Origin of the sequence: Streptomyces rimosus subsp. rimosus (genome assembly GCF_000720725.1) — a bacterium.
Taxonomy (GTDB): domain Bacteria; phylum Actinomycetota; class Actinomycetes; order Streptomycetales; family Streptomycetaceae; genus Streptomyces; species Streptomyces rimosus_A.
The window spans coordinates 21,388-46,838 of record NZ_JOCQ01000056.1 but is presented as its reverse complement, the minus strand read 5'-3'; the positions used below and the strand labels follow the sequence as shown (position 1 = coordinate 46,838).

Below are 25,451 nucleotides of genomic sequence, written 5' to 3'. Positions count from 1 at the left end.
CGGCGTTGCGGGGCCAAAGGGCCGTAGGGTCGGAAGGCTTGATCAAACCGTCCGACGACCCGAGGAGCCCCGTGATCCGCCGGCCTCTCCGCTCCTGCGGTGCGACCGCCGCGCTCTCCGTCGCCCTGCTGCTGTCCTCCTGTACGAGCGCGTCGCGCCTGGACGGTACGGAGGGCGCGGGCAGCGTGCAGGACCCGCTCTTCCCCGCCCTCGGCAACGGCGGGTACGAGGTCGGCCACTACGGGCTCGACCTGGACTACGACGTACGCGGCGGCACACTCGACGCCACCGCCGAGATCAGCGCCACCGCGCAGGCCGACCTCGCCTCCTTCAAGCTGGACCTCCAGGGGATGAAGGTGCACAGCGTGCGGGTGGACGGCAAGGACGCCGGATTCTCGCGCAAGGGCCACAAGCTGACGGTCCGGCCGCCGCAGACGGTGAAGAAGGGCGCCACGTTCCGTACGACCGTCGAATACGACGGCACGCCGGAGGAGATGACGGACCAGGACGGCTCCACCGAGGGCTGGGTGCGCACGGAGGACGGGGCGTTCGTCGCGGGCCAGCCGGCCGGGTCGATGACGTGGTTCCCCGGCAACAACCACCCGGGCGACAAGGCGGCGTACGACTTCCGGATCACCGTGCCGGACGGATACACCGCCGTCGCCAACGGCGAGCTGCGCGGCCGTAGGAGTGCGAAGGGACGGACCACCTTCGAGTGGCACAACGGCGAGCCGATGGCCTCCTACCTCGCCACCGCGACCATCGGGAAGTTCATCGTCAAGGAGTCGCGCACGAAGAGCGGGCTGCCCGTGTACACGGCGGTGGACCCGGCGGAGGCCAAGGAGAGCGCGGGGCCGCTGGAGCGGCTGGAGACGATCCTGGAGTGGTCGGCGAAACGGTTCGGCCCGTATCCGTTCTCCAGCACCGGGGCGATCGTCGACCACACGCCGGAACGGATCAACTGGGGCGCGCTGGAGACGCAGACCAAGCCGATCTACGTCGCGGCGCCGGACGAGGGCACGCTCGTGCACGAGACCGCGCACCAGTGGTTCGGCGATTCGGTGACGCCGAAGACCTGGAAGGACATCTGGCTCAACGAGGGGTTTGCGCAGTACGCCGAGTGGCTGTGGGAGGAGGACAAGGGCGGCCGTACGGCACAGCAGCAGTTCGACGCGCTGTACGAGACGGACGAGGGCGACGAGGAGATCTGGGGCTTCCCGCCCGGCGACCCCGGTGGCCCGGAGAACGTGACCGGCGGCCCCGTGTACAAGCGCGGCGGCATGGTCCTCCAGCAGCTCCGGAAGGCCGTCGGCGACAAGGTCTTCTTCTCGATCCTGAAGGACTGGCCGGCGGAGCACCGGCACGGCAGCGCCGACACCCGGCAGTTCATCGACTTCTGCCAGGACCGCACGGACGAAGACCTGACCGACCTCTTCGACGACTGGCTGTACGGGGACGGGAAGCCGGACTGGGAGTACTGAGGCGGGCAGCCTACGGGCGGGGCCGAGGGCCACGGCATCACCTGGCGCATCACCCGTGGCATTACCTGCGACGTAATCGACGGGTGACCGGGCGAGCGGCAGCATCGTCCCTATGAGCAGCATTGATGCCCCGGAAGCGGCAGGGACAGAGAACGCAGGGAACGCGGAGAGCGCAGGGAACGCAGAGACCACGGGGAACACGGGGCACGCCGACAGCGTGGGCGCCGCGACGAGCGCCGTGGTCGACGCCTACCTGGCCACGGTCGCCGACCCGGACGCCACACCCGAGCGCATCGCCGCGCACTACGCGGAGCGGGTCGACTGGATGTGCGCCGACAACCCGGTGGTGCCGTGGCTGCGACCGCGCGCGACGCGCGACGATGTCGCCGCGCACTGGCGTGAGCTGCGCGAACACACCGTGCCCGGCGCGGGCGGCGCGTCCATCGACGCGCTCGTGGTCTCCGGGCCGGAGGCGGTGCTGACCGGGTACCTGTGGGGGACGGTGCGGGCCACCGGCAAGGCCTTCCGGTCGCCGTTCGCGCTGCGCTTCACCGTGCGGGACGGGGCGATCGTGCGGCATCACGTCTACGAGGACAGCCTGGCGATCGCCGCGGCCTGCACCCCCGGGAGCTGAACCGGCGGGAGCTGAACCGGCCGCGCCCCCTAGCCGCGCTTCTTCTTCGCCTTCTTGGCCGCCGGGTTGCCCGTACGCGCCTTTTGGCGGCGCTCGTAGCGCGCGCGTTCCTCCTCGTACTCGGCGCGCCGTACCCCCTCCCCCGGCGCCTCGACGAGGGCACGGCAGAAGTAGGCGAGCAGCGAGCCGATGAAACCGATGAGCAGCAGGCTCTGCGCGGAGCGGTCGGCCGGGCGGTTGGCGTCCACTTCGGCGGCGGGGCGGGTCAGGCGCTCCCACGTACGGCGGAAGGCGACCGCGCTGCACACCGCGAAGCAGGCCACGACCAGGGCGTTCAGGAACGAGCCGATCTCGGCGATCTCCAGCCCCTGGAAGGCGAAGCGCAGCACCACCGCGCCGGCGGCGGCGAGTGCCAGGGCGCCCACGGCGGCCCCGGCCCGGCGCGCGCCGTAGCCGCCGTCGTGGTGCACCCAGGTCGTCCCGAAGAAGCGGATCGGGGCCGGCTCGGGGCCGGACCGGTCCGGGGCGGGCCGTGTCTCGTCGCTCATGGGGACGATTATCCCCGGTGGGCCGGAGCGGCCGGTGGTGCGCCCGGTGGGCGCCTGGGGAGGCGGTGGGCCGCGATCATCCCGCTAGCATCTGGCTGTACATGCCAACCGGGGGAAGGGTCAGTATGCGCGGGCGTTACAGGCGTTTGGCTACGGCGGTCGGGGCGTTGCCCCTGCTGGTGGCCGGGGTCACGGGGTGTGGCGGGCCGGCGGGAAGCGAGCCCTCGGGCGGAACCACGACGGCCGTCGGTGCCCGCCCTGGAACGGGCTCGTCTCCTGCGGCGGACTCATCCCCCGCGGCAGACGCGTCCTCCGCTGCACCACGCCCCCTGACGGGCCCCCAGGCAGCCCGCGCGATGCTCTCGACCATCGATCTGCCGGCGGGCTGGTCGGTGGATGAAGAGGATCTGTCGCCCGCGGTGGAGAAGGACGATCACGGCATACATGACCTGAAGGGCGACGCGGCGTGCGACCGGGTGGTCGCCGACTCGTTCCGTGCCGTGCGGCCGAGCGCCGCGGTCGACCGGACGATGGAGAACCCCATGGCCCGGCGCTCCCTGATGTTCGAGGTCAAGACGTACCCGAACGTGCGGGGCGCCGCCCAGCAGCTCGAACAGGTCAGGCAGTTGCGGCAGAAGTGCGCGACGGCCACGGCGGGACCGTACGCGGTGAGCTACGGGGTGCTGAGCGTGCCGCGGCGCGGGGACGAGTCGGTGGGTGTCCGCCTGCGGGTGGGCGGCAACCGGTTCGACGAGGTCGTGATCCGGGTCGGCACCAGCATCACCGTCGTCACGTTCCCCGGGGTCGTCGGTGACGACGGCGGGCTGGTGGAGTCGCTCACCGCCCAGGCCACGGAGAAGCTGCGGCAGGCCGCCACCGGGTGACGGAGGGCCGCCGCCGGACGGCGGGGCCGGGCGGTCGCGCCCGGCCCGCTCAGATCACTCAGTTCGCGCAGCTCGGCGCCACGAAGCCGTCGCTGCCGGTGTGGACGTAGCTGTCCGAGACGTACTGGCCGGGCGCGATGCAGTCCCAGATGTCGGTGGTGCCGTACGGGCCGCTGACCCGCTGGCCGTGGCGCTGGCAGCGGATGGAGACCCGCGCCCCGTACGGGAGCTGCCGTACGAGGGAGGCGCCGGTGCTCGGGCCGCTGCGGACGTTGACGCGGTAGCCGGGCGCGACCTGGTAGGTGGCCGCGGTCGCCGCCATCGCCTCGGCGGCCACGCCCTCGGCCTCGGTGACCGCCTGCGCCTCCGCGACCACCGCGGCACCGTCCACGCCGGCGCCGCCGGTCCCGTCCGCCGTGCCGACGGTGTTCTCCTGCGTGCCGCTCATGCGTACTCCCCCGTTGAATGCTCTGATCCGGTGTCGTGGACCGGTCCGCGGGCCGCGGCCGGTGCAACGCGCACGCTAGCAAGCCTCACCTGTCCCGTACGCACCATCGACTAGGCTCCGTGCGTCGCATCCGCGGCCCATGGACACGGGGGTGGGAAGATGCCGCCGCTGCGCGGTTCCGAGGCGGACCCGGAAGCGGAACGTCCGCAGTACGCCGGCCGGTACCGCCTGGACGCGCGCCTGGGCTCCGGCGGGATGGGCGTGGTGCACCTGGCGCGGTCGTCGTCGGGGCTGCGCCTGGCGGTGAAGGTCGTACACGCCGAGTTCGCCCAGGACCCCGAGTTCCGCGGCCGGTTCCGGCAGGAGGTGGCGGCGGCGCGGCGGGTGAGCGGCGCGTTCACCGCGCCGGTCGTGGACGCCGATCCGGACGCCGACCGCCCCTGGATGGCCACCCTCTACATCCCCGGCCCGACCCTCGGCGAGCACGTCAAGCGCAACGGCCCGCTGGCGCCCGCCGAGCTGCGGCGGCTGGCCGCGGGCCTGGCCGAGGCGTTGCGCGACATCCACCGGGCGGGCGTGGTGCACCGCGACCTCAAGCCCGGCAACGTGCTGCTCGCCGCGGACGGCCCCAAGGTCATCGATTTCGGTATCTCGCGGCCCGCGGACAGCGAGATGCGCACCGAGACCGGCAAGCTCATCGGTACGCCGCCGTTCATGGCGCCCGAGCAGTTCCAGCGCCCGCGCGAGGTGGGCCCGGCGGCGGACGTCTTCGCGCTGGGATCGGTGCTGGTGCACGCGGCGACCGGGCGCGGGCCGTTCGATTCGGAGAGCCCGTACATCGTCGCGTACCAAGTGGTGCACGACGAGGCGGACCTGACGGGCGTTCCGGAGGACCTGGCGCCGCTGATCCGCACCTGTCTGGCGAAGCGGCCGTCCGACCGGCCGACGCCGGACGTGCTGATGCGGATGCTGCACACCGAGATGCCCACGGAGATCCACGACGATCTGGGCGGCCTGCTCGCGGACGTCCCCGCTGCGGGGGACGTGCGCGTACCGGCTCAGCGGGAGGCCGTGCAGGATGCCGTACGCGAGGCCGTGCGGGAGCCGGTACGGGTCGTTTCGGCGCCCGTGCCGTCCGCCGCGTCGGAGCGGGCCGAGGCGACGCACGTCCGGGACCGGAAGCCGGAAGCGGAAGCCGAAGCGGAAGCAGAGAAGTCGGCGGGCGCGGGGGCTGCGGAGCCGCCTGTCGCCGCCCCTGCGGAGGAGAAGGACGCGGCGCGCGCCGGGCGTGGCGGCGTCCGCCGTTGGGCCGTCTGGGCCGCCGTGGCGGCAGCGGTGGCCGGTGCGGGGGCCTTCACAGGCGTACGCATGCTGGGTTCCGGCGACGGCCCGGCGCTCCAGACGCACACCCCCGGCGGCACCGCCGCGGCCTTCCGCCCCTGGCACACCCCGCTGGTCCAGCGGCCCGCCGGCCACCCGGCCGAGATGCCCTTCTGCGCGTACGGCGCTTCCGGCGACGCCCCCGCCCTCTTCTGCGTCGAGCGGGGTCTGAAGGCCGCGCGGGTCGATCCGGGGAACGGCACGGTGACGTGGCGGCGCGCGGGTGAGCCGGTGCGCGAGAGCGACACCCCGCCGAGCGCACCGGTCTTCTCCGGCGGGCTGCTCTACGTAAGGTCCCCCGACGGCAAGCGGCTGGAAGCGCTCGACCCGTCGGCCGGCGGGCGGGGCGCGACGCGCTGGAGCAAGGGCCTGGCCGGGTACGGTCCCGAGGTCCGGTTCGTGGGCGGCGCCGTCCTGCTGACGGCGGCGGACGGCATGGTCACCGCCCTGGACGGCGCCACCCACCAGGAGCTCTGGCGCCAGCGCTTCCCTGCGCAGCCGCTGGGGCAGTTCACCGGGTACGGGGACGGCCGTACCGCCTACGCGGCCACCGTCGCGGCCGACGGCGCCACCACCATGGTCACCGCGATCGACCCGGCGCACGGCACGGTCCGCTGGGAGCGGCGGCTGCCCGGCTCGCTCACCGTGGCGGGCACCGGCGCGTCCGGCTCGGTCTACCTGACCGCCGCCGACCCGCTGATCGTCACCCGTACCGCGGCCGTCGTCCGCTACGACCCCGGTACCCACCGGGTACGGCGGCTGCCGCTGGCCGCGCCGGTGGACGACGCGGCGGTCGTGGTGCGCGGCGAGACGGCCTACGTGCTCGCGGCCGGCGGCACCCTCCAGGCGGTCGGCGACCGGCGCTGGACCATGGAGACGTCGGTGAGCCGCGCCTCCGCGCCGGTGCTCGCCCCGAAGCACGACCGGTTGTACTTCACCGGCGCCGACGGCCGGCTGCTGGCCGTGGACACCCGGCGCGGCGCGCTGCTCGGCCAGACGCCGCCCCGGCTGGCCACCGGCCGCAGCGGCTACCTGGAGAAGCTGCCCGCGCCGCTGCCGGACCCGCGGCACGGCCGGATCTACGCGGCGGCGCCGGACGGCTCGGTCTTCGCCGCGGACGCGGAGAACCCCGCCCGCTGGTGAGGCGGACGGGGTTCCCGACAAGCTGTTACGCGGCTCAGCCCAGCTTGGTGACGTCGCGCACCGCGCCCTTGTCGGCGCTGGTGGCCATCGCCGCGTAGGCACGCAGCGCCTGCGAGACCTTGCGCTCGCGGTTCTTCGGTGCGTACACGCCGCCCAGCGCCTCCCGGCGGGCCGTCAGCTCGGCTTCCGGCACGAGGAGTTCGATGGTGCGGTTCGGGATGTCGATGCGGATGCGGTCGCCGTCCTCGACCAGGGCGATGGTGCCGCCGGAGGCCGCCTCGGGCGAGGCGTGGCCGATGGACAGGCCGGAGGTGCCGCCGGAGAAGCGGCCGTCGGTGACCAGCGCGCACGCCTTGCCCAGGCCGCGGCCCTTGAGGAAGGACGTCGGGTAGAGCATCTCCTGCATGCCGGGGCCGCCCTTGGGGCCCTCGTAGCGGATGACGACCACGTCGCCCTCCTTGACCCGCTTGCCGAGGATCTTCTCGACGGCCTCCTCCTGCGACTCGCAGACCACGGCCGGGCCCTCGAACGTCCAGATCGACTCGTCGACGCCCGCGGTCTTCACCACGCAGCCGTCCTCGGCGAGGTTGCCCTTGAGGACGGCCAGGCCGCCGTCGGCGGAGTAGGCGTGCGCGAAGTCGCGGATGCAGCCGTTCTCGGCGTCGGTGTCGAGGCTGTCCCAGCGCTCGGACTGGGAGAAGGCGGTGGCGGAGCGCTTGCAGCCGGGGGCCGCGTGCCACAGTTCGACGGCCTCGGGGGACGGTGAGCCGCCGCGCACGTCCCAGGTCTTGAGCCAGTCGGCCATCGAGGAGCTGTGCACGGTGTGCACGTCCTCGTTGAGCAGTCCGGCCCGGTACAGCTCGCCCAGGATGGCGGGGATGCCGCCGGCCCGGTGCACGTCCTCCATGTAGTACGTGCCGCCCGGCGCGACGTTCGGCGCGACCTTGGCCAGGCAGGGCACCCGGCGCGACACCGCGTTGATGTCCTCCAGGCCGTAGTCCAGACCGGCCTCCTGGGCGGCGGCCAGCAGGTGCAGGATCGTGTTGGTGGAGCCGCCCATGGCGATGTCCAGGGCCATGGCGTTCTCGAAGGAGGCGCGGGAGCCGATGCTGCGCGGCAGCACGGTCGCGTCGTCCTCGTCGTAGTACCGCTTGGTGATCTCCACGACCGTACGGCCGGCGTTCTCGTACAGCGCCCGGCGGGCGGTGTGGGTGGCCAGCACCGAGCCGTTGCCCGGCAGCGACAGGCCGATGGCCTCGGTCAGGCAGTTCATCGAGTTGGCGGTGAACATGCCGGAACAGGAGCCGCAGGTCGGGCAGGCGTTGTCCTCGATACGGAGGATGTCCTCGTCCGAGACGTTCTCATCGACCGCGTCGGAGATCGCGTTGATCAGGTCCAGCTTGCGGACCGTGCCGTCGACGAGGGTGGCGCGGCCGGCCTCCATGGGGCCGCCGGAGACGAAGACGGTGGGGATGTTCAGCCGCATCGCGGCCATCAGCATGCCCGGGGTGATCTTGTCGCAGTTGGAGATGCAGATCAGCGCGTCCGCGCAGTGCGCCTCGGCCATGTACTCGACGGAGTCGGCGATCAGGTCGCGGGACGGCAGGGAGTACAGCATCCCGCCGTGACCCATGGCGATGCCGTCGTCCACCGCGATGGTGTTGAACTCGCGCGCGATGCCGCCGGCCGCCTTGATCGCCTCGCTGACGATCCGGCCGACCGGCTGGAGGTGGGTGTGGCCCGGCACGAACTCGGTGAAGCTGTTGGCCACCGCGATGACGGGCTTGCCGAAGTCCTCGCGCGCTACGCCCGACGCCTGCATGAGCGCGCGGGCGCCGGCCATGTTGCGGCCATGGGTGACGGTGCGGGACCTCAGCTCGGGCACGTGGATCCACTCCCTCGGGTGCGTGTACGTCTTTCGTACGCTCTCGTACGCCCGGTGCGCGTACGTAGGTGAATCAGTCGAGCCTACGCCCCGGCTCCAAGATCTGGACAGCGAATCCGGCATGTGAGACAGGTGACCGCTGGGCGGACAGCCCGCGCACGGCCGGACCGCACGGTCAGGGCCCGGTCAGATGCCCCTGCACCACCGGCGCCACCCGGGCGATGATCCGCTCCGGGTCGGCCGACGCCAGCGGCTCCAGCTTGATCACGTACCGCAGCAGGGCCGTACCGACCAGCTGCGCCGCCGCCAGCTCGGCCCGCAGATCGGCGTCCGGGACGGCCAGCTCGCCGGCGATCCGGCGCAGCAGCTGGCGGACGATGAGCTTGCGGAAGACCGCGGCGGCCACATCGTTGTTCAGGGCACTGCGGACCACCGCCAGCAGGGGTTCGCGGGTGACCGGGTTCTCCCAGACGCCGAAGACGAAACGGGTGAGGCGTTCCCCCACGCCGTCCAGGGCGCCGTCGAGCACGGCCTCGGACGCGTTCAGGGCAGGCGCGAAGGACATCTCGACGGCCGCCTCGAAGACCTGCTCCTTGGTGCCGTAGTAGTGGTGGACCAGGGCCGGGTCCACGTCCGCCGCCTTGGCGATGCCGCGGATCGAGGCCTTCTCGTACCCGCGCGCGGCGAACTCGGTACGGGCCGCCGCCAGGATGCGCTCCCGCGCGCCGGGGCCGTCCCCGGAGTCCGTACGAGAGGGGCGGCCGCGCCTGCGGGGCGGGGCGGGGGGCGTACCACCGGCGCCGGCGTCCGTTCCCGTACCCCCGGCCCCGGGGGACCCGCCCGTCACGTCCCCGGCACCCACGTCGGCGACGCCAGGTGGAGGCGGGTGAAGGCCAGCGCCTCCGCCAGGTCGGCCTCACGCTCGGCGCCGGACATCGCCCGCCGGGTGTTGACCTCGACCACGATGTGCCCGCCGAAGCCGGTGGCGGCCAGCCGCTCCAGCAGCTCGGCGCACGGCTGCGAGCCGCGCCCCGGCACCAGGTGCTCGTCCTTGTTGGAGCCGTTGCCGTCGGCGAGGTGGATGTGCGCCAGGCGCTCGCCCATCCGGTCGACCATGTGCAGGGCGTCGCTGCGGGAGGTGGCGGTGTGCGAGAGGTCGACGGTGAAGTGGCGGTAGTCGTCCTTGGTCGGGTCCCAGTCCGGCGCGTACGCCAGCATCTCGCGGTCCCGGTAGCGCCACGGGTACATGTTCTCGACGGCGAACCGTACGTCCGTCTCGCTCTCCATCCGCCACACTCCGCGTACGAACTCGCGGGCGTAGTTGCGCTGCCACCGGAAGGGCGGATGGACGACCACCGTCGAGGCCCCGAGCTTCTCCGCGGCGTTGCGTGCGCGCTGCAGCTTCACCCAGGGATCCGTGGACCACACCCGCTGCGTGATCAGCAGGCACGGCGCGTGCACGGCCAGGATCGGCACCCCGTGGAAGTCGGAGAGCCGGCGCAGCGCCTCGATGTCCTGGCTGACCGGGTCGGTCCACACCATGACCTCGACGCCGTCGTAGCCCAGGCGCGCGGCGATCTCGAAGGCCGTCGCCGTCGACTCCGGATACACCGAGGCCGTGGACAGGGCGACCTTCGCATCCGGGATGCGCACCACTGGCTCCGTCACGAGGGACAGGGTACGGGCCGCCGCCGACGGGCGGGGGCCGCGCCCCTACGCCGGAGGCAGGTGGTCCAGATGGCGCAGGATCACGCCCTCGCGCAGCGCCCACGGGCAGATCTCCAGCGTGCGCACGCCGAACAGGTCCATCGCGCCCTCCGCCACCAGCGCCCCGGCCAGCAGCTGGCGCGAGCGGCCGTCGGAGACACCGGGCAGCCTGGCGCGCTCCGCGCCGGTCATCCCGGCCAGCTTCGGCACCCACTCCTCCAGCGCCTTGCGGTCCAGCTCACGCTGGGCGTAGAGGCCGTCGGCGGACCGGGCGGCACCGGCGATCCGGGCCAGCTGCTTGAAGGTCTTGGAGGTGCCGACGACGTGATCGGGCGTGCCGAAGCGCGTGAAATCGCTCACCACCCGTGCGATTTCGGCCCGTACGCGCTTGCGCAGCGCCCGTATGTCCTCCGGCTCCGGCGGGTCGCCCGGCAGGTCGGCGGCGGTCAGCCGGCCCGCGCCCAGCGGCAGCGACACCGCCGCGTCCGGCTCCTCGTCCAGCCCGTACGCGATCTCCAGCGAGCCGCCGCCGATGTCCAGCACCAGCAGCCGCCCGGCCGACCAGCCGAACCAGCGGCGGGCCGCGAGGAACGTCAGCCGGGCCTCGTCCTCGCCCGACAGCACCCGCAGCCGCACGCCGGTCTCCCGCTCGACCCGGCCCAGCACGGCCTCCCCGTTGGCCGCCTCCCGGATCGCGGAGGTGGCGAACGGCAGCACGTCCTCGACGCCCTTGTCCTCCGCGACCTGCACCGCCGCCCGGACCGTGGCCACCAGCCGCTCCACGCCCGCGTCCGCGACCGCGCCGTCCTCGTCGAGGAGTTCGGCCAGCCGCAGCTCCGCCTTGTGGGAGTAGGCGGGCAGCGGCCGCGCGCCCGGGTGCGCGTCCATCACCAGCAGATGCACCGTGTTCGAACCCACATCGAGGACACCGAGTCTCATACCGTTGAACCTACTGCGCGATGGCCGGGAACCGACGGCGAGCCCCGGGCTCCGGCAGGGCGGTACCGTCCACCGGCCGCCTTACGCTGGAGTAGTGGCTAAGACGAACAAGGCGAAGCAGAAAAAAGCCCTGAAGAAGGCGGAAAAACAGCGCGCTGCGCAGGAGGCGCAAGGGGCTCGGGCCGACGAGGTCGGCGGTCTGGACTTCGCCCGCGCCTGGGTCACCTTCCCCGACCCCGCCGACGACGAGCAGGTCTTCCGCTGCGACCTGACCTGGCTCACCTCCCGCTGGACGTGCATCTTCGGCAGCGGCTGCAAGGGCATCGAGGCGGGCCGCGCGGACGACGGGTGCTGCACGCTCGGCGCGCACTTCTCCGACGAGGAGGACGAGCAGCGGGTCGCCGGGCACGTGGCGCGGCTCACACCCGACCTGTGGCAGTTCCACGACGTCGGCACCTCCACCGGCTGGACGCAGGAGGACGAGGACGGCGACCGGCAGACCCGGCGCTGGAAGGGCTCGTGCATCTTCCAGAACCGCCCCGGCTTCCCGGCCGGCGCCGGCTGCTCGCTGCACATCCTCGCGCTGCGCGAGGGCCGCGAGCCCCTGGAGACCAAGCCGGACGTGTGCTGGCAGCTGCCGGTCCGCCGCACCTACGACTGGATCGACCGCCCCGACGACACCCGGGTCCTCCAGGTCACCATCGGCGAGTACGACCGCCGCGGCTGGGGCCCCGGCGGCCACGACCTGCACTGGTGGTGCACGTCGGCGACCTCGGCGCACGGCGCGGGCGAGCCGGTGTACGTGTCGTACGGGCCGGAGCTGACCGAGCTGATGGGCAAGGAGGGCTACGACCGGCTCGTGGAACTCTGCGAGGAGCGGCTGGCGGCGACGCTGCCGATGGCGCCGCATCCGGCGGATCCCAAGTAGGGGCGGGAACGGGCGTCCCCCCCCCCGGGCTTCAGCACGTCCCGGCCTCGGATCAGCCCGATCAGCCCTGATCAGCCCGCCGGCCCGGCCGTATCGGACGGTGACGGGCTCGGGCCCGTCGTCGGCTCCCCCGACGTGGGGGTGGGCGTCGGTGTGGGTGCGGGCGACGCGGTCGGCCGGTCCGTCGGGCGCGGCGCCGGCGGAGTCGGCCTCGGGTCGGGACGGTGGCCGGTCCCGGGCCCCGGGGGCTGCCCGCCGGGCCCCGGCCGGTGGCCGCCGCCTTCGCCCCACCCCTCCAGCGTCACCGTCGTCCCGCCGGGCGCGAGCGTGATCCGCGCGTTCCAGTAACCGTCCGGTTCGCGGCCGTGGTCCACGGTCACCATGACCGTGACCGACTCGCCGGGGCCGAGCACCCCGGCCGTGCCGCTCAGCCGGAGCCATGGCGCGCCCGGCCGCGCCGACCAGTGGACCGGCTCGCCGCCGGACGCGGTGAGCGTGATGGCCGTACCGCCGCCGCCCGGCCGGGCCGTGATGGTCAGCCGCCCGGGGCCGGTACCGGAACGGTCCTGCTCGCCGGGGCGCAGCGGTGTGCCGTCCGCGCCGACGACCTGTACCGAGACGGCGGGCAGACCGCTCGCGGCGGCGGAGTGCGGCCCGGCGGAGGTCCGCGCGCTGCCCGCGTTCTCGTACGGGTCGCCGTCGAGCGCGCCGGAGCCGTCCGCCTCGCCGGCCGTCACCGACGGGCCCTCCCCCTCGCCGGTCGGCGGCGCGCCGCGGTAGGCGGCCCACAGGGCGAGCACCGGCGCGGCCAGCACCGTGGCGAGCACGGTCGTGGTCACGGCCCGGGTCCGGGCCCGGCGCCGGCGGGTCGCCGGGTCCTTGGGGCGGACGGGGAAACCGCGCCGGTCGTAGCGAGGAGAACCGTTTACGCCGCCGGAGCGGCCCGTACGCCCGGAGCGCGGCGAGGCGCCCGCGCCCGCCACGCCCTCGGCGCGCCCCGAACGCGAGCTGCGCGCCGCCGCCATGGCCGCGCGCACGGCCGTACGCGGGGCGGTGACCATCGACAGCGCGCCGTGGCCGAGGGGCGCGGTGCCCGGCCAGGGGCCGTGCGCGGTGGCCCGCTCGGCCGTACGGCGGCACTCGGCGCAGTCGTCCACGTGCCGGACCAGCTCCCGGCGCAGCGCGGCGCCCAGCAGCATCTGGGTGTCACCGGCGAGTTGGGCGACGTCCGGGCAGCGGCCGAACTCGACGACGGCGAGCGCGGCGCGGGTGCGCTCGACCTCGCAGGAGGCGGCCGCCAGGAGGGTGCGGGCGGCGACGAGGTCGCTGCCGAGGACGGCGGCGGCCTCTTCGGTGGACAGGCGGTGGCGTACGGACAGCTCCAGTGCCTCGCGCTGCTCGGGCGTCGTGCCGGCGGCCTCCGGCCAGGCCATGGAGGCCAGTTCGCGGCGGCGGCGCGCCGCGTCGGGGGCACCGCCGGGACCGGCCGGGGCGCCGAGGGCGGCTGACGCGTCCGCGCCGAGGGCGGACGCGCCCGTACCGAAGGTCGTGACGCCGTGGTCCGTACCGGGCGCGGGGTCCGCGCCGGTCCCGGCGCGCGGGTCCACGGCGGCCTCGGTGGGCGGGTCCACGGCGGGCGTGACCCCGGTACCGTGGTCCGTTCCGCCGTCCGGGGTCCGGTCCGTGAGCCGCCGCAGACAGGCCCACCGGGCCAGCGCGTACAGCCAGGAGCGGTAGAGGGCGGCGTCGGGGGGCCGGCGGCCGTGGTGCCGGTCGGCGACGGCGAGCACCTCGCCGAGGACGGCGGTCGCCGCGTCGTGGTCGCACAGGACGGACAGACAGTAGGTGAACAGGCCGTCCAGGTGGGGCTCGTACCGCTCGGGGAGGACCGGCAGGGCGCGGCGGCCGTCGTCGTGCGCCTGTTGACCGACGGTGGCGTGCGTGGGGTGATCGGACCTGCTGCTCATCACCCGGCGACGGTAGGCGGGTGACCCGGGACCTATCCCGCCCCATGGCCTCTTTTAATCCGTACGGGTGGTCTTCTCCCTCGAAAGGGGACCCGAGACCCTGGTTTCCCACTCGACACCCGCGGTCACATCCCGTGCCCGACCCGCCCGGTCCGCCGCTCCGACCCGCCCGGTCGGCCGTCCCCGCTCCGTCCGGTCCGCCGTCCCCGCCCCGACCGTTCCCCGCCGCCGGCGGCCGCACGCACGCGTTGTCACACCCCACGGCTACGGTGAACTCCATGGCGACTCGTAAATCCTCGGCCAAGGAGCGGCCCTCGTACCGCTGCACGGAGTGCGGCTGGACCACCGCGAAGTGGCTCGGCCGCTGCCCGGAGTGCCAGGCGTGGGGCACGGTCGAGGAGTTCGGCGGCGCCCCCGCCGTCCGTACGACCGCGCCCGGCCGCGTCACGACGGCCGCGCTGCCCATCGGCCAGGTGGACGGCCGCCGGGCCACCGCCCGCTCCACCGGCGTGGACGAGCTGGACCGGGTGCTCGGCGGCGGCCTGGTCCCCGGCGCCGTGGTGCTGCTCGCCGGCGAACCCGGCGTCGGCAAGTCCACCCTGCTGCTGGACGTAGCCGCCAAGGCCGCGAGCGACGACCACCGCACGCTGTATGTGACGGGCGAGGAGTCCGCGAGCCAGGTGCGGCTGCGCGCCGACCGCATCGGCGCCATCGACGACCACCTCTACCTCGCCGCCGAGACCGACCTGTCCGCCGTCCTGGGCCACCTGGACTCGGTGAAGCCGTCCCTGCTGATCGTGGACTCCGTCCAGACCGTCGCCTCCCCCGAGATCGACGGCGCGCCCGGCGGCATGGCACAGGTCCGGGAGGTCGCCGGTGCCCTGATCCGCGCGTCCAAGGAGCGCGGCATGGCCACCCTGCTGGTCGGCCACGTCACCAAGGACGGCGCCATCGCGGGCCCCCGCCTCCTGGAACACCTGGTCGACGTCGTACTGAATTTCGAAGGGGACCGGCACGCCCGGCTGCGCCTGGTGCGCGGTGTGAAGAACCGCTACGGCACCACCGACGAGGTCGGCTGCTTCGAGCTGCACGACGAGGGCATCACCGGCCTCGCCGATCCGTCCGGCCTCTTCCTGACCCGCCGCGACGAGCCGGTGCCCGGTACGTGCCTCACGGTCACCCTGGAGGGCCGCCGCCCGCTGGTCGCCGAGGTGCAGGCGCTGACCGTCGACACGCAGATCCCGTCCCCCCGCCGCACCACCTCCGGACTGGAGACCTCCCGCGTCTCGATGATGCTGGCCGTCCTGGAGCAGCGCGGGCGCATCGCGTCCCTGGGCAAGCGCGACATCTACAGCGCCACGGTCGGCGGCGTGAAGCTGACCGAGCCGGCCGCCGACCTCGCCGTGGCGCTCGCGCTGGCCAGCGCCGCCAGCGACACCCCGCTGCCGAAGAACCTGGTCGCGATCGGCGAGGTGGGCCTGGCGGGCGAGGTCAGGCGGGTGACGGGCGTACAGCGCCGGCTGGCCGAGGCGGCCCGGCTCGGCTTCACCCACGCCCTGGTCCCGGCCGACCCGGGCAAGATCCCGGCCGGTATGCGGGTGCTGGAGGTGGCCGATGTGGGCGAGGCGCTGCGGGTCCTGCCCAAGCGACCGCGCCGGGAGGCGCCGCGCGAGAAGGCCGCCGCCGGCAAGGCCCCGGCCGGACAGGCAGGTCCGGGTGGTGACGCCTCTGCCTCGTGAGGCGGTGCCCGCCGCGCGGGCGTCCGCCCGTGCCACGGGCGGACGGCGGGCTTTTACAGACAGCCTCTAGCCTGGGCGCCGGTAGACTTTGCCCCGGTCTCGCCTGTCAATGAAGTCGTGCCGTCGGCCCGCGCAGCCCGTGAGCTGCGCGACCAAGGCATCTGCCGGGCGGCCTGCGGCACCGACAGACCTTGCGACGGAGGAGTGCAGTGGCAGCCAACGACCGGGCATCGTCGTCTGGTGGCAGGTCCGGTTGGGGGCCGCCCACCCGGAGGTCGGGCGACGGCGGCGGTACGGACAGCCTGATGCGGGCCTCGCTGAGCGCCGTGGCGCCCGGTACGGCGCTGCGGGACGGCCTGGAGCGCATCCTGCGCGGCAACACCGGCGGTCTGATCGTCCTCGGTTTCGACAAGACCGTCGAGTCGATGTGCACCGGCGGCTTCGTGCTGGACGTGGAGTTCTCGGCGACCCGGCTGCGCGAGCTGTGCAAGCTGGACGGCGCCCTGGTCCTGGACAAGGACATCACCAAGATCCTGCGGGCCGGTGTGCAGCTGGTCCCGGACGCCTCCATCCCCACCGAGGAGACCGGCACCCGCCACCGCACCGCCCAGCGCGTCTCGATACAGGCCGGTTTCCCGGTCGTCTCGGTCAGCCAGTCGATGCGCCTGATCGCGCTGTACGTGGACGGTGAGCGCCGCGTCCTGGAGGAGTCGGCGGCGATCCTCTCCCGCGCCAACCAGGCCCTGGCCACCCTGGAACGCTACAAGCTCCGCCTGGACGAGGTCGCCGGCACCCTGTCCGCGCTGGAGATCGAGGACCTGGTCACGGTCCGGGACGTCACCGCGGTCGCGCAGCGGCTGGAGATGGTGCGCCGCATCGCCACCGAGATCGCCGAGTACGTGGTCGAGCTGGGCACGGACGGCCGGCTGCTCTCCCTCCAGCTGGACGAGCTGATCGCGGGCGTCGAGCCGGAGCGCGAGCTGGTCGCCCGCGACTACGTCCCCGAGCCGACGGCCAAGCGCTCCCGCACGGTCCCGGAGGCGCTGTCCGAGCTGGACGCCCTCAGCCACGCCGAGCTGCTGGAACTGCCCATCGTGGCGCGCGCCCTGGGCTACAGCGGCTCGCCCGAGACGCTGGACTCGGCGGTCTCGCCGCGCGGCTTCCGGCTGCTGGCGAAGGTGCCCCGGCTGCCGGGCGCCGTCATCGACCGGCTGGTCGACCACTTCGGCGGGCTCCAGAAGCTGCTCGCGGCGAGCGTGGACGACCTCCAGGCGGTGGACGGGGTCGGCGAGGCCCGCGCCCGGTCCGTACGGGAAGGCCTGTCCCGGCTGGCGGAGTCGTCGATCCTCGAACGGTACGTGTAGGGCCCGGAGCGGCGGGCGGCCGTACGCCGCTCCGGCCTCACCTCACCCGCGCAGGAACGCTTCCTCCTTCTCCGGCGCCAGTCCGACCGGCTGCCGGGGCCGCACCGGGGGCGGCCCGTCCAGCTTCCGGAGCCATGCCCAGGTGTCGGCGACCGTCTCCGCGACCGGCCGGCAGCGCAGCCCCGCCGCGTGCGCCTTGGCCGGGTTGCCGCGGTGGATGGCGTCGTACAGCTCGCCCGGCGGCAGCCAGACGGGCAGTTCCGTCCAGGGCGTCAGGCCCGCCGCGAGGATCTCCTCCGGCCCGGTCCAGCGCAGTTCGGCGTCCGACCCGGTGACCGCGGCGCACGCCTCCAGCAGCTCGCCCATCGTCGCGTGCCCCGGCTCGCTGATGAGGTTGTACGGGCCGGACAGTCCGGCCTCGGCGGCGTGCAGGATCCACTCGGCCAGGTCGCGCACGTCGATGTACTGAAGGCCCAGGTCGCGCGGGCCCGGCGCGAGCACCGGGCCGCCGCGCGCGATGCGCGTCAGCCACCAGGGGAGCCGGCCGATGTTCTCCCACGGGCCGAGGATCATCCCGGCGCGGGCCAGCACCGTACGGTCCTCGCCGAAGGCCGCCAGCGCGGCCAGCTCCCCGCCGCGCTTGTCCTCCGCGTACGCCACCGCGTCGGCGTCCGGGGAGCCCTCCACCAGCGGGCTCTCCTCGGTGTGCCCGGGCCCGGCCGGGTGCCTGTACACCGATCCGGTGGATACGTATACATATCGCCCGGCCCGGTCCGCCAGCAGCCGGGCCGCGTCGCGCACCGCGGTCGGCGCCCAGGCCCAGGTGTCCACGACGGCGTCCCAGGTGCCGTCGGCGAGCGCGGCGAGGGTGGCCGCGTCGGTGCGGTCGCCGCGTACGACGGCCGTTCCCGGCACCGGTTCGTGCTGCCCCCGGTGGAAGACCGTGACCTGCCAGCCGCGGGCCAGCGCGGCCTCGGTGACCGCGCGCCCCACGAACTCCGTTCCGCCCAGCATCAGTAGCTTCATGTGCCCGACTGTGCCGGATCATGGCCGGGCGGGCCATGGATGCACGCTCTCGGCGCAATCGCCGTCGGCGCGACGGGCGATGTCCGGCCACACTCGAACGCCCGTCTTCCGGGCGACGGTTCAGTCCTTGGCCAGGACGAACGACGCCCGCACCGCGGCCAGCCCGCCCACCTTGGCCTCGACCAGGTACGTACCGGGCCCGACCGGATCGGCCTGCGGCGTCGCGCACTCCGAGGTGCTGGGCTTGCGGTCCCACTCCACGGTCCGGGTGACCGAGCCGCCCGCCGGAACCTGTACGGCCGCGCTGCTGCCGCTGCCCGGCGGGCAGTCGCCGGAGGACCAGATCCGCTGGTCCTCGGAGGTCTCGGTTATGGTCAGCGCCGCGTAGCCGCGGCCGAGGTCCACCTTGCAGGCGCTGGCGGCCGTGTTCTCGACCGTGACCTCGAACGTGGGCTTCTCGCCGGGTTCGTAAGTGTCCTTCAGGCTGCGCAGCTTCAACTTCGTGTCGTTCTGCGCGCAGTTCGCGAGCGCGGAGCCGGCCGGTACGGTGACGGCGCCGCTGCCCTCCCCCAGGGGCGCGCCGCCGGAGCCCGGGGCGCCGCCGCTGCCGCCCGTACCGCCGCCGGAACCGGCGGCACCACCGCCCGAGCCGCCGGAGCCCGGGCCGGACCCCGCGCTGTCACCGCCCGACTCGTCGCGGCCGCCCGGCTTTTGGCTGATCCCGGAATCCGTCGCGTTCGGCCCCGGCGTGATGGACGTGGCAGGCCCCGGGGCGCCCGGGCCCTTGCCCTCACTGCCGGTCTTCCCGTCGCCGCCGCCCCAGTTGAGGGCCCACACCACCAACAGGACGAGCAGGGCGAGGATGGCCAGCGCAACGGCCCTCCGCCGCCAGTAGATGGAGGAGGGAAGCGGCCCGATCGGATTGCGCAGAGATCCCACGCGGAAACTCTACGAGAGATCAGCTGTCACACCGGCCAGTACCCGCCGCACGAAGCTGCAACTTTTACGATCATCAGCACGGAAACGGCCCGTGCCGCCGCCCGGGCCGTGACCCCTTCGTGATCCCCGGCCGTCCCCGTCCCCGCCGGCCACCCCCACTTTCGTCAGGGGGACCCCTTGACGTTCGCCAGATGCAGCTTTGACGTAACAGTCCGTACCGTATGCGTTCATGTACAGCACCGATCTCTATCGCGTCGTCACCGACTTCGCGCACGACACCCCTGGCTGGATTCATTCGCTGGCCGCCGGCGGCACGGAAGGCGGCATCCTGCTGCTCATGGCTCTGGCCGTGTTCGGCTGGTGGCGCTCCAGGAAGGGGGAGGAGCGGCTGGTCGCGCTGGCGATCCTGGTACCGGTCGGCACGGCCGTCGCGTACCTGGTGAGTGAGATCGTCAAGAGCTTCGTGGACGAGGAGCGGCCCTGCCGGGCCGTGGCCGGTGCCGCCGCCTCCATCGTCCCGTGCCCGCCGCAGGGCGACTGGTCCTTCCCGAGCAACCACTCGACGATCGCGGCGGCACTGGCCGTCGGCATCGTGTTCGCCTGGCGCGCGGCGGCCTGGCTGGTGCTGCCGATCGCGCTGCTGACCGGCTTCTCCCGGGTGTTCGTCGGCGTCCACTACCCGCACGACGTGGTGGCCGGCCTGGCGCTCGGCACCCTGACCGCCACGCTCTGCGTGACGCTCTTCGCCGGGCCGCTGACCTCGCTGGTCGTCCGGCTGGGGGCGGGGCGCTGGAAGATATTGGTGCGGGCGTAGCCCGCTTCCCGGTACGGGGGCGTCTCCCGGGCGCCCCTGGTGATCACGGCGCGTGCCACTCCTCCTTGTGCCCGAAGCCGCGCCCGTTGTCGATCAACCGCAGCCAGTCGGGGCGGACTTCCCAAAGTGCCGTGCGTTCCAGCGCCGCCGTGAGCCGGTCGTCGGCCGCGACGAAGGGGAAGCGCTCCAGGTACGTACGCCACCCGGCCGCGCGGTCCGCGCCCGCCAGCCGGCGGCAGACGCCCCGGCCCTGCACGCCGGTCAGCTCGGTCCACTCCTGGCCGTCGCGCTGGGCCGTGAAGGCGACCCGGGCGCCGGGGCCGGTTCCGGCGGCCCGCGCGAAGGCCCGGCCGTGCCGCGTGGACTCGGCGGTGACCAGGACGAGTGCGGGCGCCGGTCCGTCGGCCGTGGCGTAGAGCACGGCGCACGCCTGCGGCCCCTCGTCGTCGGTGTAGGCGAGGGTCAGCGTCGTGTGCGCGGCCAGGGCCCGGCGGATCGTGGCCGGGCAGTCGCTTGCGGTGGTCATCGCGGCTCTCCCGCCGGTCCGGTCGGCATCCACATCATGTGGACATCCTCACCCCGGGTGCTCCACGGGCCGCGCACCGGGCCGCGCACCGGGCCGCGCACCGGGCCTCGTCGCGCCTCAGGAGAGGGGCGGCCGGGCCGGTCGGGAGAGGGGCGGTCCGGCTGGTCAGTGAAGGCTCGGCCCGGCCGGTCAGCGGAGGCTCGGTCCGGCCGGGCGTTCCCGCGAGCGGGTGGGCGCATCGTGGCGCGCGCCCGGTGCGTTTCACGGCGGAGCGCCGTCGTGCCAGGATCGGCAGTGCCATGACTTCCACTCCTGCCGCCACCGGCGCCGCCCCTGCCACCGCCGCCGACGAAGCCGCCGAAGGGGCCCGGCTGCACGGTCCCGTCACCGACTGGTTCGACGAGCACGCCCGCGATCTGCCCTGGCGCCGCCCCGAGGCGGGCGCCTGGGGCGTGATGGTGAGCGAGTTCATGCTGCAGCAGACGCCGGTCAGCAGAGTGCTGCCGGTGTACGAACAGTGGCTGGCGCGCTGGCCGCGCCCCGCCGACCTGGCGGCCGAGCCGCCCGGCGAGGCGGTGCGCGCCTGGGGCCGCCTGGGCTACCCGCGCCGCGCGCTGCGCCTGCACGCCGCCGCCTCCGCAATACAGGAGCGGCACGGCGGTGACGTACCGCGCGAGCACGCCCAGCTGCTCGCGCTGCCCGGCGTCGGCGAGTACACGGCCGCGGCAGTGGCCTCCTTCGCGTACGGGCAGCGGCACGCCGTACTGGACACCAACGTCCGCCGGGTCTTCGCGCGCGCCGTCGCCGGCCGGCAGTACCCGCCGAACGCCACCACCGCCGCCGAACGCAAGCTGGCCCGCGCGCTGCTGCCCGAGGACGAGCCGACCGCGGCGAAGTGGGCCGCCGCCACGATGGAGCTGGGCGCGCTGGTGTGCACCGCCCGCGGCCCGGAGTGTGTGCGCTGCCCGATCTCCGCGCAGTGCGCCTGGCGGCTGGCGGGTTCACCGGCGCACGACGGCCCGCCCCGCCGCGGCCAGACGTACGCCGGTACGGACCGCCAGGTGCGCGGCAAGCTCCTCGCCGTCCTGCGCGAAGCCGTCGGCCCCGTGCCACAGGCCGTACTGGACGCGGTGTGGGACGAGCCGGTGCAGCGCGCGCGGGCACTGGACGGCCTGGTGGCCGACGGCCTCGTGGAGCCGCTGGCGGGCGGGCTCTACCGCCTGCCGCTCGGGCGCAGCGCGTCTTGATGACGGCTGTGTGACAGCTGACTGTTGTGCGGCGGGTGACAGCGGCGTGACAGCCGACGGATGTGCGGCGGGTGACAGCGATGTGACAGACGGCCGCTGTGCGGCGGATGACGGCTCCGTGACGGCCGGGGCCCCGCCGCCCGCCCGGCCTGCGGCCCATGGCTCTTCCGGCCGCCCCCGCCGTCCCTCGCAAGAAGGACCCGCCCCCGGTCCCCGTCCGTCGCAGGTATGACGCCCGGCCCGCTGTTACACAACCGACGGTTTTCCGTGCACTGCCTGTGGGGCCGACGCACATTACGCCGCAACACCCCCTCCGTAGCGTCTTCCTCGTGCTGGAGGTGACCCGCCGGCACGGTCAACGTGGGGAATCGCAATGCGGATCGGAGGCGTCGGGATGGCGACCAGCGGCGGCAAGGTACTGGACTTCGAAGAGTACGTGCGTACGCGGCAGGAGGCCCTGCTGCGCAGCGCCCGGCGCCTGGTGCCCGACCCCGTGGACGCCCAGGACCTGCTCCAGACGGCCCTGGTCCGCACCTACGGACGGTGGGACGGCATCGCCGACAAGTCGCTCGCCGACGCCTATCTGCGCCGGGTCATGATCAACACCCGTACGGAGTGGTGGCGCGCCCGCAAGCTGGAGGAGGTGCCCACCGAGCAGCTCCCGGACGCCAGCGTCGACGACGGCACCGAGCAGCGCGCCGACCGGGCCCTGCTGATGGACATCCTCGGGGTGCTCGCGCCCAAGCAGCGCAGCGTCGTCGTGCTGCGACACTGGGAGCAGATGAGCACCGAGGAGACCGCGGCGGCGCTGGGCATGTCCACCGGTACGGTCAAGAGCACGCTGCACCGGGCACTGGCCCGGCTGCGCCAGGAACTGGAGAATCGCGACATCGACGCGCGGATGCTGGAGCGCGGCGAGCAGGAGCGGGAGCGGTGCGCGGCCTGACCGGCTGCGACACCGGCGGCTTGGTCAGAGGGACTGTGAGCGGGAGCGGTTTGACCAGGAACGGGTTGGCCGGAGGCGGGACGGGCGGGAGCGCGCCGGCCGCCCGGCTCCGGCCGAAAGGGCCGGGGCGGGGCCCGGGGCGCCCGGCCCCGCAGCGGCGCCGCCGCACACACACGGCACGGCTCCGGTCCCGGCGGACCGGAGCCTTCCGCACGAGCACCGGAGCGGCCATCGCGTCGATGGCCGCCCTCTCGCTGTTGTTGGCCGGGTGCAACCCGGGCGGCGAGGGCGTCCGGACCGAGGGCACGGCGAGCAGCACCCCGGCGCCCAAGGGCCGTTCCGCACAGGCCCCGTCCCCGTCCCCCTCGGCCTCGGTCGCGTACCAGAAGGTCGACGCGGTGGACCTGATGAAGCACGACCCGAAGGTCGGCGCGGACGTCAAGAAATCCCTCGCCAAGCCCTGCGCGGCGGACGAGTACCCGGTCGAGGTGACCTACGCCAAGCTCACCGGCAGCAAGGATCCCGATGTCGTGGTCAACGTGATGACCTGCGCGGATTCGGTCGGCATCGGCAGTTACGTCTACCGCAGGGACGGCGGGGACTACGACAATGTCTTCGCCAACGAACAGCCCTCGGTGTACGCCAGCGTCAACAAGGGCGAGCTGGAGGTCTCGAAGCAGACCTACAACTCCGACGACAACCTGTGCTGCGCTTCCGGCGAGGATGTGATGACCTACCGCTGGACGGGTAGCCGCTTCGTCGAGTACGCCCGGTACCACACCGACTACAGCAAGACCGGGGGCACGGAGCCCGCGCCCGCGGACCCCACGGGACCGGAGGATTGAGAACACCGCATGGCCGATACCCATGTCCTCTTCGTCGAGGACGACGACGTCATCCGCGAGGCGACGCAGCTCGCCCTGGAGCGGGACGGCTTCGTGGTCACCGCCATGCCCGACGGCCTGGCGGGGCTGGAGGCGTTCCGCGCCGACCGGCCGGACATCGCCCTGCTGGACGTGATGGTGCCGGGCCTGGACGGGGTCAGCCTGTGCCGCCGCATCCGTGACGAGTCGACCGTGCCGGTGATCATGCTGTCGGCGCGCGCCGACTCCATCGACGTGGTGCTCGGCCTGGAGGCCGGCGCCGACGACTATGTGACCAAGCCGTTCGACGGCGCCGTGCTGGTGGCCCGGATCCGCGCGGTGCTGCGCCGCTTCGGGCACGCCTCGGGGCCGGACGGTTCGCACGCCGCCGCGTCGGAGGCGGCCGAGCCCGCCGAGGCCGTGCTGCGCTTCGGTGATCTGGAGGTCGACACGGAGGGCATGGAGGTGCGCAAAGGCGGTCAGCCGGTCGCGCTGACGCCCACCGAGATGCGGCTGCTGCTGGAGTTCTCGAACTCGCCCGGTACGGTCCTCTCCCGCGACCGGCTGCTGGAGCGGGTGTGGGACTACGGCTGGGGCGGTGACACCCGGGTCGTGGACGTCCATGTGCAGCGGCTGCGCGGCAAGATCGGCCAGGACCGGATCGAAACCGTCCGCGGCTTCGGATACAAGCTGAGAGGCTGACTCCTGCGGTGGTCAGGCTCGCCCTGCGTACGGGGCTGAGGTGGAAGCTCAGCGCCGCGATCGCGCTCGTCGGGGCGCTGGTCGCGATCGCGCTGAGCCTGGTCGTGCACAACGCGGCCCGCGGCTCGATGCTGGACAACAGCCGCGATGTGCAGACCGAGCGCCTCAACTTCACGCAGAAGATCTACGAAACCACGCACCAGCTGCGCTTCGGCGCCAAGCTGGACGACCCGGCGCTGCCGAAGGCACTGCGTGACGAGGTCGCCAAGGGAAAGCGGGCGACCTATCTGGAGGACACCGGTCAGACCACGCCCAAGGTGTGGGCGGCGGCGCCGGTCGCGGGCGGCCGGGTGCTGTCCATCCAGGGCTACTTCCCCGACCGGTTCGCCGTGCTCGACGACCTCGACCAGGCGCTGCTGATCGGCTCGACGGCGGTCGTGGTCGGCGGCTGCGCGCTCGGCGTGCTGATCGGCGGACGGCTGTCCAAGCGGCTGCGCAAGGCCGCGGCGGCGGCCGGAAAGCTCGCCGACGGCGACACCTCCGTACGGATCCGGGACGAGGTCGGCGGGCGCATCCGGGACGAGACGGACGATCTGGCCTGGGCGGTGGACGCGATGTCCGACGCGCTCCAGAAGCGCATCGAGGCGGAGCGCCGGGTGACCGCCGACATCGCCCACGAGCTGCGCACCCCGGTGACCGGGCTGCTCACCGCGGCCGAGCTGCTGCCGCCGGGCCGTCCCTCGGAGCTGGTACGGGACCGGGCGCAGGCGATGCGCACCCTGGTCGAGGACGTGCTGGAGGTGGCGCGGCTGGACGGCTACGCGGAGCGGGCCGAGCTGCAGGACGTGGCGCTGGGCGAGTTCGTCACCCGGCGGGTGCGGGCGCTGAACCCCGACATCAAGATCGAGATCCTGCGGGACGCGGAGGTCTCCACCGATCCGCGGCGCCTGGAACGCATCCTGGGCAACCTGATCGCCAACGCGGCCCGGCACGGCAAGCCGCCGATCGAGGTCACGGTCGAAGGGCGCGTGGTGCGCGTGCGCGACCACGGCACCGGCTTCCCGGAGGCGCTGCTGCGCGAGGGCCCGAGCCGGTTCCGTACGGGCAGCAGCGACCGGGCCGGGCGGGGCCACGGGCTCGGCCTGACCATCGCGGCGGGCCAGGCGCGGGTGCTGGGCGCCCGGCTGACCTTCCGCAACGCGGACGAGCTGACGGACGGCTCGACCGGCGCGGTGTCCGTGCTGTGGCTGCCGGAGAACGCGCCGACGAGCACCGGCAGCTTCCCGGTCATCCAGCTGCCGGACCGGTGACCGGGCAGGCCGGCGGGGCCGGGACGCGCGC

At 73.8% G+C, this 25,451-nt stretch carries 23 protein-coding genes; 13 read left to right on the top strand and 10 right to left on the bottom strand.

Annotated features, from left to right (window positions below; genetic code table 11):
• Positions 1-71: 71 nt before the first annotated feature.
• Positions 72-1,481, top strand: coding sequence for a M1 family metallopeptidase (locus IH45_RS0126320; RefSeq protein ID WP_030673348.1), 1,410 nt, complete (start codon positions 72-74; stop codon positions 1,479-1,481).
• 217 nt (positions 1,482-1,698) lie between these two features.
• Positions 1,699-2,115 carry a nuclear transport factor 2 family protein gene (locus tag IH45_RS0126315; protein ID WP_030673346.1) on the top strand — a complete coding sequence of 139 codons (417 nt, stop codon included), beginning with the start codon at positions 1,699-1,701 and terminating at the stop codon, positions 2,113-2,115.
• 29 nt (positions 2,116-2,144) lie between these two features.
• Here the strand turns inward: IH45_RS0126315 and IH45_RS0126310 are convergent, their stop codons facing one another.
• The gene (locus tag IH45_RS0126310) at positions 2,145-2,663 is read right to left on the bottom strand and encodes a hypothetical protein (RefSeq protein ID WP_030673344.1); all 519 of its coding nucleotides are present in this window, start codon (positions 2,661-2,663) and stop codon (positions 2,145-2,147) included.
• Between the two features lie 356 nt (positions 2,664-3,019).
• On the opposite strand from IH45_RS0126310, the gene IH45_RS0126305 reads away from it, so the two are divergent.
• Complete coding sequence (locus tag IH45_RS0126305; protein ID WP_030673342.1) at positions 3,020-3,547, top strand: hypothetical protein; 528 nt, start codon at positions 3,020-3,022, stop codon at positions 3,545-3,547.
• 58 nt (positions 3,548-3,605) lie between these two features.
• On the opposite strand, the gene IH45_RS0126300 is transcribed toward IH45_RS0126305, so the two are convergent.
• Positions 3,606-3,995: an SH3 domain-containing protein gene (locus tag IH45_RS0126300; RefSeq protein ID WP_030673340.1), complete on the bottom strand. Its 390-nt coding sequence runs from the start codon at positions 3,993-3,995 to the stop codon at positions 3,606-3,608.
• A 159-nt stretch (positions 3,996-4,154) separates the two neighbouring features.
• Here IH45_RS0126300 and IH45_RS0126295 point away from each other — a divergent pair, with 159 nt between their 5' ends.
• The gene (locus IH45_RS0126295) at positions 4,155-6,518 is read left to right on the top strand and encodes a protein kinase domain-containing protein (protein WP_030673337.1); all 2,364 of its coding nucleotides are present in this window, start codon (positions 4,155-4,157) and stop codon (positions 6,516-6,518) included.
• 34 nt (positions 6,519-6,552) lie between these two features.
• Here the strand turns inward: IH45_RS0126295 and ilvD are convergent, their stop codons facing one another.
• The 4 genes from ilvD to IH45_RS0126275 form a co-directional block, all read right to left on the bottom strand.
• Positions 6,553-8,403, bottom strand: a complete 1,851-nt coding sequence (ilvD, locus tag IH45_RS0126290) for a dihydroxy-acid dehydratase (protein WP_030673334.1) — start codon at positions 8,401-8,403, stop codon at positions 6,553-6,555.
• A 175-nt stretch (positions 8,404-8,578) separates the two neighbouring features.
• The gene (locus IH45_RS0126285) at positions 8,579-9,250 is read right to left on the bottom strand and encodes a TetR/AcrR family transcriptional regulator (protein WP_030673329.1); all 672 of its coding nucleotides are present in this window, start codon (positions 9,248-9,250) and stop codon (positions 8,579-8,581) included.
• Positions 9,247-10,059, bottom strand: coding sequence for a sugar phosphate isomerase/epimerase family protein (locus IH45_RS0126280; RefSeq protein WP_032918432.1), 813 nt, complete (start codon positions 10,057-10,059; stop codon positions 9,247-9,249). The genes IH45_RS0126285 and IH45_RS0126280 overlap by 4 nt, the downstream gene beginning before the upstream one ends.
• A 57-nt stretch (positions 10,060-10,116) precedes the next feature.
• Positions 10,117-11,049: a Ppx/GppA family phosphatase gene (locus tag IH45_RS0126275; protein WP_030673324.1), complete on the bottom strand. Its 933-nt coding sequence runs from the start codon at positions 11,047-11,049 to the stop codon at positions 10,117-10,119.
• Between the two features lie 94 nt (positions 11,050-11,143).
• Between IH45_RS0126275 and IH45_RS0126270 the strand changes: the two genes are divergently transcribed.
• Complete coding sequence (locus tag IH45_RS0126270; protein WP_030673322.1) at positions 11,144-11,977, top strand: hypothetical protein; 834 nt, start codon at positions 11,144-11,146, stop codon at positions 11,975-11,977.
• A 71-nt stretch (positions 11,978-12,048) separates the two neighbouring features.
• On the opposite strand, the gene IH45_RS0126265 is transcribed toward IH45_RS0126270, so the two are convergent.
• The gene (locus IH45_RS0126265) at positions 12,049-13,944 is read right to left on the bottom strand and encodes a hypothetical protein (RefSeq protein ID WP_032918429.1); all 1,896 of its coding nucleotides are present in this window, start codon (positions 13,942-13,944) and stop codon (positions 12,049-12,051) included.
• Between the two features lie 278 nt (positions 13,945-14,222).
• Between IH45_RS0126265 and radA the strand changes: the two genes are divergently transcribed.
• Entirely contained in the window at positions 14,223-15,683 is a 1,461-nt protein-coding gene (radA, locus tag IH45_RS0126260; protein WP_030673317.1) for a DNA repair protein RadA, read from the top strand.
• Positions 15,684-15,892: 209 nt separating this feature from the next.
• Positions 15,893-17,047, top strand: coding sequence for a DNA integrity scanning diadenylate cyclase DisA (gene disA / locus IH45_RS0126255; protein WP_030373403.1), 1,155 nt, complete (start codon positions 15,893-15,895; stop codon positions 17,045-17,047).
• A gap of 42 nt (positions 17,048-17,089) precedes the next feature.
• Here the strand turns inward: disA and IH45_RS0126250 are convergent, their stop codons facing one another.
• On the bottom strand, positions 17,090-18,061 hold the full coding sequence (locus tag IH45_RS0126250; RefSeq protein WP_199810727.1) for an NAD-dependent epimerase/dehydratase family protein: 972 nt from the start codon (positions 18,059-18,061) through the stop codon (positions 17,090-17,092).
• Between the two features lie 132 nt (positions 18,062-18,193).
• A complete protein-coding gene (locus IH45_RS1000000148930; RefSeq protein ID WP_030673311.1) occupies positions 18,194-19,012 on the bottom strand; it encodes a hypothetical protein in 819 nt (272 codons plus the stop codon).
• A 229-nt stretch (positions 19,013-19,241) separates the two neighbouring features.
• On the opposite strand from IH45_RS1000000148930, the gene IH45_RS0126240 reads away from it, so the two are divergent.
• Positions 19,242-19,826: a phosphatase PAP2 family protein gene (locus IH45_RS0126240; RefSeq protein ID WP_030673309.1), complete on the top strand. Its 585-nt coding sequence runs from the start codon at positions 19,242-19,244 to the stop codon at positions 19,824-19,826.
• Between the two features lie 43 nt (positions 19,827-19,869).
• Here the strand turns inward: IH45_RS0126240 and IH45_RS0126235 are convergent, their stop codons facing one another.
• Positions 19,870-20,352 (bottom strand): pyridoxamine 5'-phosphate oxidase, encoded by a 483-nt coding sequence (locus tag IH45_RS0126235; RefSeq protein ID WP_030673306.1) that lies wholly within the window; start codon positions 20,350-20,352, stop codon positions 19,870-19,872.
• Positions 20,353-20,651: 299 nt separating this feature from the next.
• On the opposite strand from IH45_RS0126235, the gene IH45_RS0126230 reads away from it, so the two are divergent.
• The 5 genes from IH45_RS0126230 (at position 20,652) to cseC (ending at position 25,420) form a co-directional block, all read left to right on the top strand.
• Positions 20,652-21,599 carry an HhH-GPD family protein gene (locus tag IH45_RS0126230; RefSeq protein WP_030673303.1) on the top strand — a complete coding sequence of 316 codons (948 nt, stop codon included), beginning with the start codon at positions 20,652-20,654 and terminating at the stop codon, positions 21,597-21,599.
• Positions 21,600-21,972: 373 nt separating this feature from the next.
• Positions 21,973-22,545 (top strand): SigE family RNA polymerase sigma factor, encoded by a 573-nt coding sequence (locus tag IH45_RS0126225; protein ID WP_234440678.1) that lies wholly within the window; start codon positions 21,973-21,975, stop codon positions 22,543-22,545.
• 239 nt (positions 22,546-22,784) lie between these two features.
• Positions 22,785-23,390: a hypothetical protein gene (locus IH45_RS0126220; protein WP_030673299.1), complete on the top strand. Its 606-nt coding sequence runs from the start codon at positions 22,785-22,787 to the stop codon at positions 23,388-23,390.
• 9 nt (positions 23,391-23,399) lie between these two features.
• Positions 23,400-24,110, top strand: a complete 711-nt coding sequence (gene cseB, locus IH45_RS0126215) for a two-component system response regulator CseB (protein ID WP_030673298.1) — start codon at positions 23,400-23,402, stop codon at positions 24,108-24,110.
• Between the two features lie 8 nt (positions 24,111-24,118).
• Positions 24,119-25,420: a two-component system sensor histidine kinase CseC gene (gene cseC, locus IH45_RS0126210; RefSeq protein ID WP_030673297.1), complete on the top strand. Its 1,302-nt coding sequence runs from the start codon at positions 24,119-24,121 to the stop codon at positions 25,418-25,420.
• The last annotated feature ends 31 nt before the right edge of the window (positions 25,421-25,451 follow it).

Excerpts from the sequence above, each read along its gene's own strand:
- IH45_RS0126310 (WP_030673344.1), bottom strand. The coding sequence starts at position 2,663 with ATGAGCGACGAGACACGGCCCGCCCCGGACCGGTCCGGCCCCGAGCCG.
- IH45_RS0126305 (WP_030673342.1), top strand. The coding sequence starts at position 3,020 with ATGCTCTCGACCATCGATCTGCCGGCGGGCTGGTCGGTGGATGAAGAG.
- IH45_RS0126300 (WP_030673340.1), bottom strand. The coding sequence starts at position 3,995 with ATGAGCGGCACGCAGGAGAACACCGTCGGCACGGCGGACGGGACCGGC.
- IH45_RS0126295 (WP_030673337.1), top strand. The coding sequence starts at position 4,155 with ATGCCGCCGCTGCGCGGTTCCGAGGCGGACCCGGAAGCGGAACGTCCG.
- IH45_RS0126275 (WP_030673324.1), bottom strand. The coding sequence starts at position 11,049 with ATGAGACTCGGTGTCCTCGATGTGGGTTCGAACACGGTGCATCTGCTG.
- IH45_RS0126265 (WP_032918429.1), bottom strand. The coding sequence starts at position 13,944 with ATGAGCAGCAGGTCCGATCACCCCACGCACGCCACCGTCGGTCAACAG.
- radA (WP_030673317.1), top strand. The coding sequence starts at position 14,223 with ATGGCGACTCGTAAATCCTCGGCCAAGGAGCGGCCCTCGTACCGCTGC.
- IH45_RS0126250 (WP_199810727.1), bottom strand. The coding sequence starts at position 18,061 with ATGCTGGGCGGAACGGAGTTCGTGGGGCGCGCGGTCACCGAGGCCGCG.
- IH45_RS0126240 (WP_030673309.1), top strand. The coding sequence starts at position 19,242 with ATGTACAGCACCGATCTCTATCGCGTCGTCACCGACTTCGCGCACGAC.
- IH45_RS0126235 (WP_030673306.1), bottom strand. The coding sequence starts at position 20,352 with ATGACCACCGCAAGCGACTGCCCGGCCACGATCCGCCGGGCCCTGGCC.
- IH45_RS0126230 (WP_030673303.1), top strand. The coding sequence starts at position 20,652 with ATGACTTCCACTCCTGCCGCCACCGGCGCCGCCCCTGCCACCGCCGCC.
- IH45_RS0126225 (WP_234440678.1), top strand. The coding sequence starts at position 21,973 with ATGCGGATCGGAGGCGTCGGGATGGCGACCAGCGGCGGCAAGGTACTG.
- IH45_RS0126220 (WP_030673299.1), top strand. The coding sequence starts at position 22,785 with ATGGCCGCCCTCTCGCTGTTGTTGGCCGGGTGCAACCCGGGCGGCGAG.
- cseB (WP_030673298.1), top strand. The coding sequence starts at position 23,400 with ATGGCCGATACCCATGTCCTCTTCGTCGAGGACGACGACGTCATCCGC.